The sequence below is a fragment of the Bacillus xiamenensis genome, assembly GCF_000300535.1.
GTDB lineage: Bacteria > Bacillota > Bacilli > Bacillales > Bacillaceae > Bacillus > Bacillus xiamenensis.
Genome location: NZ_AMSH01000035.1, coordinates 22687 through 35184, shown reverse-complemented (window position 1 = coordinate 35184; position 12498 = coordinate 22687). Strand labels below are relative to the sequence as shown.

The window sequence follows — 12498 nt, the reverse complement described above, 5'->3', positions numbered from 1 at the left end:
GAAATTTACCAGACACAATTAAACCCATTTTAACGCGATCAGTATATGTCTCAGTATTAATAAAGAAACGTTGATTTAAAAGGGTTTATAAAAAGAATTTGGTGGTCAAATTTATAGTGACCACAACCATTAAATGGTTTGACCACTTTTTGACCACCAAATTCAACAAAAAATTTCAACTCAGAATTGAGTTGATGTAATTCTCGAAACTGTCCACAGATTTATTTTCGAGTTTTTCACTTATATGAGCGTATACGTCAGAAGTTATGCTTATGTTTTTATGTCCCAATCTTTCTTGGATGAACTTCATACTTTGGCCAGCTTCCAACAGAAGAACGGCGTGAGTATGTCTTAGTCCATGGATTGGGATATTTTCAATTTCAGCCTTTTTTAATATTCTTTTTAGAGCATTGAAGAGGGAGGACTTTGGTAAGGGATCTCCTTTTTCTCTGCAGAAAACAAAATCTAGATCATGATCGTATATTTCATTAAAGACCATTTTGTTATCGTTGATCCACTTCATATGAGCATGAAGTTCCTTTGCAAAAGATTCAGTAATCTTGATTGTTCGTTCTGAGTGATATGTTTTTGTGTTTCCGAATACTTCTTCACCAGGGTCTCTTTGGAAGTCTAGTGATTTGTTTATGGCTATTGTCCGATTTTTTAGATCAATATCTTTTCGTTGAAGAGCAGCAGCTTCACCTTTTCTCATTCCAGTTTCAATCAAAGTCTTAAAGTAAATGTAATAGATATAGTTGTCCTGACGAGCTGTTTTTAAGAACTTTCCAATGTCCTCAGAGTTGATATATTCCAAACTGTGTTTGGATTTGGATCGATCTTTTTTGGGCAATACAACTCCATCGCATGGGTTTGATGAAATTTTTTTGATTGGTCTAACAGCCATCGATAAAGCGTGATACATTGTACCGTGTATGATCTCGATAGTTCTTGTGCTGTATTTACCTGATTCCTCAAGAGTATTTATGAATTTTTGGTATCTCATTGGTGTTATGTCTTTTAGCTGAATCTCTTTGAAGTAGGGGAGGATTTTATTCTCAATATTTCTTTTGTGAATGTTAAACGTGTTTTTTGCAACCTTTCCTTTTTTATAAACTTCTAACCATTCAATAAGAAAATGTTTTAAAGATGTTTCTCCACCTCCAACCTCTATATCACTTCTAAGTAATTCCTCATGTTTTGAAGCAGCAATTTGTGCTTCTTTTTTTGTACTAAATCCACCTTTCGAAAGCTCTGTTACTTCTTGTGTTACAGGATCCTTATATTTAATTCTATACTGCCATGTCGTACCTCTTTTACGGAAACTTGCCAATAAAATGCCACCTTTCGATTTTAATTATGATAGAGAGCCCTGAATGAACTCTCTTATGTAATTTACTATAATAAATTCGCTTGTAATGAGATCAATCGGTTAGAATATGTCATCTATTCACCTCCTTTTAAAACTTTAAATTTAGATCCAAATATCATCTGATGTATCTAAAGAACGAATTTTTTCTCTTAAGCGTGGTTTGCCAAAAGCAATCATTTCTTCGTTAATTCGATTTTCCTCTTCGATTAAAGTGTTGAGGACTCTCAATAATGCTTTCTCATCTAAATTGTATGGACTGATGTCTTTAAAGAAATGAGCAAAGAATAAAAAGAACTCTTTTTTGCTTTTCATGGCCTCGGTACAATTGTATAAACCCTCAGCGATATTAAATCCGTAGTAGCCCAAATCCAAAGCTGATTTTAAGTTGTCGGATATACGATCTATTTTATCTACGACAATTTCTTCATGGCTTTTTTGTTCTTCTATATAGTCTAAAACTTTCTGAGGCACATAGTCAGGATTATTTTGAGTCTCTTGATTTTCCTCTTCGATTTTTCTTTCTTGTTCTTCTTCCCAATGCATTTCAATTTCTTCTTCTAAAGAAGGGCTGATATTGAAATGTTTTAGCGCTGGTTTAATTTCTTCTTCGGGTAGACCTAAAATACGAAACATTTTTCGCATAGTTATATAATCTGGCTTTTTGTTGTATCCGTTTTCTATCTGACTTACGTAAGATCTGTTTTTTCCTAAAGTTCTAGATAATTCAGAAGAGCTTATATTGAGATATGCTCTTTTAACTTTTAAGAACTGACCTAAATTATCTCGGAATTCGGAAAAATGATTACTACTTTTCAAATTTCTCACCTCAATATCGAATTATACATCATGAATCAAATATAATCAAACGCATCATAAAAAATAAAAAATGTGAAATATGTTGATTCATATGATGCAATGATTTATAATCGATTTATGATAATCGTTAAGAATCAACTCACGTTCTTTGACAACTGAATAACCCACAATTAAAAATTTACATCTAATTGGAAGCGAGGTGATTTATAATGAGAGATATGCAAAACTTCTCATCTTGGCAACTAGCACAAAACATAATGATGCATGAGTTCATAGCGCAGAATGACGATCTAATAGACCGATTTCCATTATGGCTTCAGCACAACAGGCATATCAAAGAATTTGACTTGCTCCCAAAGAGTGAAATCAACAAGATGATCAAACTATTTGATCCTGCAGCTGATGTTGAGGTAGATAGAACATTGCAATTCATATAGAGATAACTAGGGGGATATTGGATTGAGCAAATTAAAAGCATTCATCAAAAGTAAGTGTGAAGACGATTCTTCAATGGCTATGAAATTGGCAAAGATAGCAGGGTATACAGACAGAAGTGGTTTTTACCGATTTCTAAATGACGGTAGAAAAGAAACAACTGATATTCAAAGTATCATAAATATTGTCAAAGAAATCGATCCAGCAAATGAAAGAGTTGTTATGGGAGAATACATAATGACGCTTGATCCAAATAAGTCTGCAGCAAGACAGGCTCTTGAATATTTAGATGTAAATAAATATTACATTGAACGTAATGCATTACTGGATAAAATGAAGTATGCTCACAACGGAAAGTCTCAAGAATGGTATAAAATCTATTCAATTCATAGCGAGGTTCAAGACGGTAATTTAACGTATCTTGAAGCGATGAATAAAGTGGGATCGGTCAACACGAAGACACCTGAAATGAATGTGTTTAAAAATATTTTGCTTTTATATCCACTGTGTTCAAAAGGTGAGTTCGGATTGATGAGTGAAATTGCTGACTTAATCGATGTGGATTCACTTCATATAACCGGTTACGTTAATGATTCCTATAGATGTAGGCTGTTGATTATGAGTGCCAGTGCAGCAGTAAGTCAGAACAAGCTTAAAAGAGCACGATTCAATGCAGGAATGGCTTTATCAGAAACTAAGATTGATAGATTCGCTGTTTTCGCCTGTCTACATCTTGGTAACTCATATATCTATACAAGTTATGAGAAAGCAAAAGAAAACTTCTTCAAAGGGTTAGGATACGCAAATGCTAATTCAGAATACAAAAGGGAAATCAAAAGAAGTTTAGCGATGCTTGAAAATGTATGGAACAAAGAAGAAAACGAGTGGTTAGATTTAGATTCAAGAGATACTACAGATATGCAAGAGGTAGCTTTCCATCATATTGTTAACAAGCGTAATGATCAAGCTAGATCAATTTTAAATCAGCTTGACGAAAGGGATTCAAGCAATCACGAATTAGCTTACAATACCTTTTTAAGAGGGTTTTTGATGAATGATTTTAATTGTTATTGTCAATCGGTGAAACTTTTTAAGGACACTGGAGACAAGTACACGCTCCAACTACCCCTAAGAAATATCGAAAGGCTGGGTGCGGACAAGAGTCTAGTGGAACTTATTGCTCACTAGAAACCTTATCAATTGAAAGGAGGTGATTAAATGAAGAAAACAGCATTATTTTTAATCGTAGCTGTCACAATTTTCAGTGTTGGATTTGCTTCAGGCCAAACATCGGAGCAAGCTATCGAATTCATCAAAACTGCAGCAATGGGCAACGGTGGATGATTTACATATTAGAAAGGTGGGGAGATTGAATCCCTGCCTTTTTGATATATCAAGAAATGATCTGAAAAGGAGAAATTGAAATGATTTTGAGTCTAAAATGTACTTGTGGAAACGAAGTGGAGTTTAATAAAGAACAGAAGTTTCATAGTGAACTTTCTGATTATGAATTTGGCCATCATGAGATTCATCTATCATTCGATTCTGAAATTGGCGGTATTGATGAAATAGGTGAAGAAGATTTTACAGAAAGCGATCTTTATGTGAAGGGTGAACAAATGGTCATAACATGTAACCGATGCAATTCATCATTAAGCATCAAAAAATCTTAATAAGAAGGAGGGAGCGATTGGGTAAATTCAGAAGCATGGCTATCGCAAGCATGGCAGAGGATCTTGGGTTTAAAACAGAATTAAAAAACAACGGTACATATTATAACCCTGAATTGAATGCGCTGCTGATCACTAATGGATTTGTAGCTGATTTAGTTAAATTAAACTATTTCGAGTCAGCGATCATCAAAATGCCTTATAGGATGAATAAAGGTGTATGTAAAAAAATTCTCTACAGAGAGTCAACGACTAATCTAAGAAAAGACATAGGTGTAATGATCAGAAGTATGAACTCATTCACTTCTGATGGATATCACAGAATGAACATAATTAAATGGAATAAAGAAGGCGATTCATTAATCGTTGCAAGTGAATACTGTCCTGAAGCGACAATACATATTGATTTAATTGAAAGTAGCAAACTGAAATACATAAGGGAACTAGAAGTGGGTAAAACAACTCTTTTATGCAAATTGGATTGTGATGAAGAAAGGAGAGTTGTTGTCCTACATGCAAAATAATAACCACTATTACACTGATCAAGTATTTGAGGACGAGAAGGACGCTGAGATACAGTTTCTTCAGAATAATCAATATGCCCTTGAAATTGGTTTGGACAACACCAACAAAGCGTTAAAACACTTTGAGAATCAAATTGCAATGCTTACGGATTTTATAGCGAAATTAGGGTTAGATGAGGAATACATAAAGTACATGTACGAGATCGCAATAGATGAACATAGCGATAGCAGCTGCAGAGAGACAGCGAGATATTACATAGATGTTATTACTGAAAAATATGGGAGCGATAATTATAAAAATTGAAATTTTAAAACCTGGAGTGATTTTTAAAAACCACAAAGATTTTTGTATTAAAACAGGTATAACTTATAAAAATTCTACGGATAGCAAAAAGGCTCAATTAAAAGAGTTGGCACGATACTGCTCATTCGAAAAAAAGGGTCACTCTATTATTGTAAATTCACGTTATGCAATTCCGTTACCAAAAAAGAAAAACGTTAAAAATGCTGTTTACAATGAATTAATTGAATGGCTTGTGCTAGATATACTAGCTCAGGAACATAACAATGGGCGTGTTTACATAACAAAAAGTAAATTAATCAGTTCGCTTGGATTTGTTAATAAAAATTATTTCAAACATATGCACAACAAAAAGGAGATAGCATTACTTATTGGTGCTGATAGTTATACTGTGCAAGATTTTTACAACACGAGCCAAAGTAGTTTTAAAAAGGCCATCGAAACAGCCTTAAAGAGTTTAGCAGATCGTAGCATGATAAGTTATACTTCCGTTTTTAAAGTAAAAGAAAATGGACAAGAATCAAGATTGGCGACTATGGAAGAAAAAAATGCAATTCTGGTATGCCAGAAAAAGATAATGAAAAAATTGGGATTCGCCAAACTCTCCCAAATTAGAGCAAAAGGTAAAAAGGTTTGGAGGGATTTTGAGTCACAGGTTAATAAAGAACTATATCTATACAATAATATTAGTTCGTATTTCCAAGTGTATGAGATTATTCTTAATAGCAAACATCTTGAAGAGGAGTGCATTAGCATGTTGGAACTGCTGCTCAAAAAAGCAGAACAGGATACGTACACTCAAGAAATAAATGAAAAAGCATGTGCGAAATTATTGCAAAATGCAAAAAAACGCCATACCAATTCGGTGGATAATTTATACAGGAGAGAATCGAATTACATACAAGACATTAGTGCTTTAATAGACATGTTAATAAAGAGTGGATCTGATTCTATATCAGATGACTTGGTATCGTTAGATATTGGTACCTTAGACAAGGAAACAATAGATGTAATTGCTAACATTTTCAGTTGATAAAAAACGACTAGTAAACTTCTCAATCCAAAATAAAGATACTCACCTTTACTAGTCGTTTTTTCAAAAATCTAAATAATTCAGTATGATTCACTCTCACCCATTTCTTTAAAAGGAAAAACAAAATCTCAATCACAGTCTGAAGGGGGTATGGGGGATGGTTGGCTGCATGATAGATAATTTGGAACGTAGTGGAAAATTGTCTATCTAAAGCATCCCCCATGTATTACATAAACACTCACATACAAAAGAGCAGTTGCACAAAGCAAGCTTTGTACACCTTCTCATCATGATTAACTTGTTAATCATTCTTCGTGATAGAAATAATAATTTGGAGGAGATTCATTGAAATCAAACTTATCAAAGCAAGTATACATTTACTCATTAGACACTTCAGCATTTTTTACACCAGAGGAACAGGTCATCAATAATGAAAATCTTAGCTTGACTTACTTCGTTGAATTTTTGAAAGAAATCAAGAGTAGCAATGCGAGTGTAAATGCAATGGATACAATTGGATTAACGGAAAAGCAAGAAGGAAAACTAAAAAAACATCAGACTGCCGAAAAAATAATTGCTGATTATGTTGATTTTCTGAAATTTAAAGCAGCTAACGAGAATAAAATGGAAGATACAGATAAACTGGATGGTTCAGAAGAAAAGCATCTTAAAAATACCGGAGTGTTGGAGGATGAAGGACTTACTAGAAGAAAAATTAATAATTTGTGTGGCATTGCTAATCTTATTAAAAACCAGAATAAGAAGAAAATGAAAAAATTAATGGCTGACTTTAAAAAGACAAGGGAACTCAATCTCGATGCAATAAGATACAAGAACACTGGAGATATCAATATTAACAAGGTTATTGGTGTTTTTGAATCAACCTTAACTAGAACATTAGGAATTGAAACAGAAAACGAACAACCTTCGGATGAAATTATTATTGTTGAAAGTTTTTATGAAGAAGTCTTCGGCAGTCTGATCAAAAAAGGATTTAAGTTCAATAAAAAGCAGTACGACTATTATGCCTCATCTGCTGGTCAGATTCGTGATAAGAAAGGTGTCTTCATCAAGAGGTCATCGCTCAATAAGCACAAGACAACCTTAATGTGTGGACTTGATGAAAAATTGATTAACTCTAAAGGCGGTATGAATATCAATAAGTGGAATGCTTATCTTGCTTTATCCAATAGTGCAAGTTCTGTGTGGGAAGGCTTCGATATTGATAAAGCTATAGTTGTTCCAGATTTTGAGAACGAAATTGAAGGAAGCTTTGACTATATTGATCGCAATACATATGAAATAACTCGGAAGAAGATGACTATTCCAGTCGATCAGACTGATGGCTGCGGAATGATATTGCCAACTGTTGCAGATAAACCATTTCAATTCAGAGCACCATTTATGAAGGGGATGCTAGTACCTTTCGATTTCAAACAGTTTGCAAAAGAGCATGGTAAATCAATTATAAAAGACATTGATGGTCGTGAATGGGATGTACTGAAAGGTGATATTCACATGATCCTTACGAAGTCTCAATTTAAAATGTGGAGCTATTATGGCAACGAAAGTGAAAGTAAGTGGGATCACTACAAACGCTGTTTTAAGGAATATAATTGTGAAGCATCCAAATTAAATGAGGAAGAGGAGAACTTAAAGACAAGTAAGCTTAACTATCAAATGCTTCAAACATTAACGGACATCACAGACAGCGAAATGACAAGATTAACAAAACTTACGATTAATGAGATCAAAACACTTTATCAGAGCACTGATGCCATGTTAGGTGTTATGGGAGCCGTTGAAGAAAATGAGAAAAGAAGCAATCTCCAGGAAGCTCTATTTGTATATCCTAGTTTATTAAAAGATAATCATGTGAAAGAAACGATCAAAGAAATTAAAGCGAGGATGATCAAGGAAGCTAAAGCAGGAAAAATAAAGTTAAAAGGATCACATCATACTTTCTTAATACCCGACCTGTACGCAGCTTGTGAATTTTGGTTCAATGGTGAGAAAAATCCAAACGGATTAATTGAAGATGGAGAGGTTAGCTGTAAATTATATGAAGACAGCTTAGAAATTGACGTGCTTCGTTCTCCTCACCTTTATAGAGAGCATGGCATCAGATCCAATGTGATAAACGAAAAAACGAAGAAATGGTACATCACAAAAGGAATCTATACATCAAACAAAGACTCTCTATTTAGGTTACTGCAGTTTGATTTTGATGGTGATAAGGCTCTTGTTGTAAGCGATAAGGAATTTGTCAGTATTGCTAAAAGAAATATGAAGGTTGGCCAACATGATGAAATTCTTCCTCTTTATTATGAAATGGAATCTGCTCAGAAAGATATCATTGGAAACGGCAAAATATATGACAATCTGAGAAGTTCTTTCAAGGTCAACATCGGAGAGTTTTCTAATAACATATCAAAAGTTTGGAATAGTGAAAATGTGAACCTGGATGTAATCAAATGGTTAACGATGGAGAATAACTTTGGAATAGACTATGCAAAAACGCTATACCAGCCAACGAGGGCTACACATGCTAGTAATGAGATTGAAAAGTTCTTGAAAATTGAAGAAGGTGATAAAACAAGAAGGCGAAAGCTGCCATATTTCTTCAAATATGCGAAAGACAAGGATGAGAAGAACGTTGAAATGCCTAATGGTGCTATGACTGTTGATAAGATAGATATAATTATGCCGACTGCAAGAGAAACGAAAAGAAGTTTTGATAAGGCGTTGGATCCATTAGAGTTTAATTACAGACTGTTCTTGAGTCCGAAATTACATAAGAAAAAACCATTAACAAAAGAAAATATTGATAAATTAGACCAACTCCTTAAAGAGTATAAAGAATTATACAAAGCGAAATATTATGAAAGTTTAAGCGCACCTGATCGCAGCCCTAGATTGCTAGAAAGGATTAGAAGATTAAACGAATGTGTAATGCGTGAATTGAAGATAAATCATGGGGATTCAGATTTATTAAAGATGGTTGAAGTGATCAAAGTGTACAAAATGATGGATACGAATAAATACAGGTTAAGCAATCAAGAGAAAAAGGAAGAAAAGAGATCTGATAAAAAATGGTTTGTGTATAAGGTATTCACTAACGAACTATTGAATCTAAATGTGACAAAAACTGAAGTGCTTGATATCTTAGTTGAATATCTATTCTTCATTAAGAAGACAAAATTCAAGGATACATTATGGGGATGCTTTGGAAATGATCTCCTGTGGAATCTGAAGACAAATTTAAATGTGATTGCTGAATGTAAAAACCCTCATTGTGAAAACAAGTTGAGTGATCTGAATGCCAGAAGACATTACTTTTGTGAGGATTGTTATAAAGATCATCGGAAACAGTTGGATGCGGATAGAAAAGCGATTGCGAGAAAAAACAGAAAAATGTCCGCTTGAATTTGATAACAGATTAATGGATACACGAAGAACCCTTGTTGCATCAAGGGTTTTTTATGTTCATATGAATTTCTATAACCGTATACTAGGGAATAAATAATTTCCCATTTAAAACATAACATAAAAATGAATGATAACGCAATGATTAAATAAATCTTGCGAAAGGAGTCGGGACTAGAATAAATGAATATCGAACGATTTGAACTAAGACAAGCTATGCAAAAAAGAAGAATAACCCAAGTGGAAGCAGCCAAGCATTGCGGTTGTACCCAGTCTCATTTAAGTAAATACTTCACTTTCGAATGCGAGATTTCAAAAGAAAAATTAAATCGACTTGTCGAATTTGTTTATTCTCGCCCTGAACTCGTATGGAAGAAAAAGTAGCAATTTTTTTGGTCGTCACTACAATACCGTTTGTTGCGGAAACAGCGAATAAGGGTTGTACCTAGCAATTTCAGCGACCTTACCAAAAACAAATGAATTTGCGTTCACGTTTTGTAGTTTTGTAATCATTTCATTTTGCCTCCAGAAAAACGAATGATTAGGTGCGGTTTGTAAGATACAGCCCACTGCCCCCGAAAGTTACAAACATTTTTATTTCTCCTTTTTGTATGAGTGTTGGGGCGCTATATGCGCTCCTATATTCGCACAACTAAAAAAATTCAAACGATAATATCTCACATAAATGGATGGTGTAAGCCATGTTTAAACCCAAATGGGGAAACCCAAATCCCAATACAGATTTTCAAAAAATCTATAGCAAAATTGATCCTGTCATACTGAAACGAGTTGAACAAAATATAAAAAAAGAGATTAGCATGACGAGTCTAGTCCCTCATTGGATAAAGGAGGTGACACGTTTAAATGAGTAACATTGAGAAAAACTTTTTGGATATTTACAGACTGATTTCATCTAATGAAAAGAATAATAGGTTCTTATTCTATAAAGAATCCCCATTATCTTCAGATCATCCAGATGTAACAAATGATGATCAAATCCCCTTGTTAATCTACAGATCACCCAAAACAGATGATCTGGAAGATGAAAAACCAATTGCTAGAATGTGTATGTACTTAGCGAACGGTACTCCCACAAATAACCTGCAAATTCAATCCCAAGATATCATGATTGACATCTATACCAGTATTGATGAAGTGGAACAAATTGAATTAAGAAACTTAAAGATTCAAGACAATCTTGCACAGCTACTTTTTGATAGCAGAGCAACTGGCTTCGGAAAAATTGTGAATTACAAACGATTGCTAATTCCAAATACTCCAAAGGGTTATATCGGTTATAAGCTTATTTTTACTTTTGGTGCAAGTAAATGAAATCAAATGATTTTATGCAGCTTTTCGGAACTGGTCAGCCTGTAAAAACACCAATAGGGGATTGTCACTTCATCAAGATTAAAGAGTATGTTGATTTCTCAAGTGATCTTCAATTGATGGCAGATCACAAAGATAAAATAGCTGAATCTATGCGACAGGTCTTGAAAGATAAACTTGATGCCCAGGACATTGAAGAGATGGTTAGTGGTCGTAATTTATTTCAACTAATCTTGATGCATCCGCTGTATTTAGATGCTTATCAATCTATATTTATCAAGGTTTTCAATGATAAAGAGATCATGTTAAAGGTATCGAATGAAAACTTCATGGAGTTGAGAAGTCTTGTCTTGAAGATGCATCTAATTAACGAGGACAAGAAATCACCAAATTCAGAGATAGAAGAGCTTAATCAGATTTCTAAGGAATTAAAATCAAGTGATGACGGTGCTGATCTATCAGACATGATTAGTGCGGTTGTAGCAACGACAGGCATAGATTATTCCGCTATTAATGAGTGGTCACTTTACCAGCTTTACCTTACATATCATCGCATACAAAAAAAAGTAAATCATGATGCGTCTGTTATTTTTGCTACTGTCAGTTCAGAAGTGAAGATTAATAGATGGGACGATCATATTGATCTATACGTTGAGGAGAAACACCACTTGTCACACAAAGATTCAGAATCAATCAAAAAATTACTAGGCTGATAAATTCAGTCTTTTTATTATTTAAGGAGTTGTTTATTTAGAAATGGCAAAGACGACCGTTATACATGACGTATGTAAAGTGACAATGAAACAAATTAGTACAGGGAAAGTGATTGGATCGGCCGTAACACAATTAACATCCCTCGCACAACAAGTTCAGCAGGACTTTTTAAAAGGCGGCTGGGGAAACAAAGATTTATATGTAATTAACTCAAGCAAAGAAGTTTCGGGTAACGTTAGGAACGCATTCTTTGATCTTGATTTCATGGCAATGCAGCAAGGAGTTTCCATTGAGAATGAAACTATTTCTGTTTACGAAGACGAAGTTCTATCAGTTAGTGATTCAAACGGTGTTACCTTGACAAAAACACCTTTAGAAGATTCAGAAGTTACATTCACAAATAAAGCCAATGGTGAAGTCTATCAGACTGCCGTTTCTGGAACGAGTTATACATTATCCAATACTTTTGCTAAAAAAGGTGAACAAGTTACAGTTCATTACTTAATTGAAGTTGATGCTGAAACTGTTGAAATCAATGGTAATAAATTCTCGGAGAACTATTACCTAGAACTTCATACCCTAGAGTATGATCCAGTCACTAACAAAACTTACAGCGACCTTTATATCCAGTTGCCTAAAGTTAACTTCTCGGGAGAGTTTGATATGTCTTTGGAAGCTGGACAACCATTTACTCCAGAATTGGGGTATAGAGCTCTTGCAGATGACAATGGAAAGATCGGACGTTTTGCAAGAGTTAAGCGTAATGAAGATGGCTCAAAAGGAGCAGCGCCTTCTACACCTGGCAACTCAACGCCTGACGATGATGGAGATTTAGGAGATTAATTTATTTGGGTGTGTGATAAATAATTGCACACCCCTTT

Annotated in this window: 13 protein-coding genes; 11 read left to right on the top strand and 2 right to left on the bottom strand. The window is 34.3% G+C overall.

Features of this window, described 5'->3' with window-relative positions; all coding sequences use genetic code 11:
- Nucleotides 1-175 precede the first annotated feature (175 nt).
- Together BA1_RS11895 and BA1_RS11890 are read right to left on the bottom strand one after the other, a co-directional pair.
- Nucleotides 176-1330 (bottom strand): tyrosine-type recombinase/integrase, encoded by a 1155-nt coding sequence (locus BA1_RS11895; RefSeq protein ID WP_008359232.1) that lies wholly within the window; start codon nt 1328-1330, stop codon nt 176-178.
- Between the two features lie 141 nt (nt 1331-1471).
- Nucleotides 1472-2194 carry a helix-turn-helix domain-containing protein gene (locus BA1_RS11890; protein ID WP_420196209.1) on the bottom strand — a complete coding sequence of 241 codons (723 nt, stop codon included), beginning with the start codon at nt 2192-2194 and terminating at the stop codon, nt 1472-1474.
- 450 nt (nt 2195-2644) lie between these two features.
- Between BA1_RS11890 and BA1_RS11880 the strand changes: the two genes are divergently transcribed.
- From BA1_RS11880 to BA1_RS11835, 11 genes are all read left to right on the top strand, one after another.
- Nucleotides 2645-3808 (top strand): AimR family lysis-lysogeny pheromone receptor, encoded by a 1164-nt coding sequence (locus BA1_RS11880; protein ID WP_008359225.1) that lies wholly within the window; start codon nt 2645-2647, stop codon nt 3806-3808.
- Nucleotides 3809-3838: 30 nt separating this feature from the next.
- On the top strand, nt 3839-3964 hold the full coding sequence (locus tag BA1_RS19670; RefSeq protein WP_272942722.1) for a hypothetical protein: 126 nt from the start codon (nt 3839-3841) through the stop codon (nt 3962-3964).
- A gap of 80 nt (nt 3965-4044) precedes the next feature.
- Nucleotides 4045-4293, top strand: coding sequence for a hypothetical protein (locus tag BA1_RS11875; protein ID WP_008359223.1), 249 nt, complete (start codon nt 4045-4047; stop codon nt 4291-4293).
- A 17-nt stretch (nt 4294-4310) separates the two neighbouring features.
- Entirely contained in the window at nt 4311-4814 is a 504-nt protein-coding gene (locus BA1_RS11870; RefSeq protein ID WP_008359221.1) for a hypothetical protein, read from the top strand.
- Entirely contained in the window at nt 4804-5118 is a 315-nt protein-coding gene (locus tag BA1_RS11865; RefSeq protein ID WP_008359219.1) for a hypothetical protein, read from the top strand. Before BA1_RS11870 ends, BA1_RS11865 begins: the two co-directional genes overlap by 11 nt.
- Nucleotides 5075-6148 (top strand): hypothetical protein, encoded by a 1074-nt coding sequence (locus BA1_RS11860; RefSeq protein WP_008359218.1) that lies wholly within the window; start codon nt 5075-5077, stop codon nt 6146-6148. The genes BA1_RS11865 and BA1_RS11860 overlap by 44 nt, the downstream gene beginning before the upstream one ends.
- Nucleotides 6149-6493: 345 nt before the next feature.
- Nucleotides 6494-9574 carry an RNA dependent RNA polymerase gene (locus BA1_RS11855; RefSeq protein ID WP_008359216.1) on the top strand — a complete coding sequence of 1027 codons (3081 nt, stop codon included), beginning with the start codon at nt 6494-6496 and terminating at the stop codon, nt 9572-9574.
- A gap of 183 nt (nt 9575-9757) precedes the next feature.
- Nucleotides 9758-9958: a helix-turn-helix domain-containing protein gene (locus BA1_RS11850; RefSeq protein WP_008343997.1), complete on the top strand. Its 201-nt coding sequence runs from the start codon at nt 9758-9760 to the stop codon at nt 9956-9958.
- A 480-nt stretch (nt 9959-10438) separates the two neighbouring features.
- Nucleotides 10439-10906 carry a hypothetical protein gene (locus BA1_RS11845; RefSeq protein WP_008359213.1) on the top strand — a complete coding sequence of 156 codons (468 nt, stop codon included), beginning with the start codon at nt 10439-10441 and terminating at the stop codon, nt 10904-10906.
- Nucleotides 10903-11616: a hypothetical protein gene (locus tag BA1_RS11840; RefSeq protein ID WP_008359211.1), complete on the top strand. Its 714-nt coding sequence runs from the start codon at nt 10903-10905 to the stop codon at nt 11614-11616. The genes BA1_RS11845 and BA1_RS11840 overlap by 4 nt, the downstream gene beginning before the upstream one ends.
- Nucleotides 11617-11659: 43 nt before the next feature.
- Complete coding sequence (locus BA1_RS11835) at nt 11660-12460, top strand: hypothetical protein (RefSeq protein WP_008359209.1); 801 nt, start codon at nt 11660-11662, stop codon at nt 12458-12460.
- Nucleotides 12461-12498: the final 38 nt, after the last annotated feature.

Coding starts and splice junctions, on each gene's coding strand:
- BA1_RS11850 (WP_008343997.1), top strand. CDS start 9,758: ATGAATATCGAACGATTTGAACTAAGACAAGCTATGCAAAAAAGAAGA.
- BA1_RS11875 (WP_008359223.1), top strand. CDS start 4,045: ATGATTTTGAGTCTAAAATGTACTTGTGGAAACGAAGTGGAGTTTAAT.
- BA1_RS11845 (WP_008359213.1), top strand. CDS start 10,439: ATGAGTAACATTGAGAAAAACTTTTTGGATATTTACAGACTGATTTCA.
- BA1_RS11835 (WP_008359209.1), top strand. CDS start 11,660: ATGGCAAAGACGACCGTTATACATGACGTATGTAAAGTGACAATGAAA.
- BA1_RS11840 (WP_008359211.1), top strand. CDS start 10,903: ATGAAATCAAATGATTTTATGCAGCTTTTCGGAACTGGTCAGCCTGTA.
- BA1_RS11865 (WP_008359219.1), top strand. CDS start 4,804: ATGCAAAATAATAACCACTATTACACTGATCAAGTATTTGAGGACGAG.
- BA1_RS11860 (WP_008359218.1), top strand. CDS start 5,075: ATGTTATTACTGAAAAATATGGGAGCGATAATTATAAAAATTGAAATT.
- BA1_RS19670 (WP_272942722.1), top strand. CDS start 3,839: ATGAAGAAAACAGCATTATTTTTAATCGTAGCTGTCACAATTTTCAGT.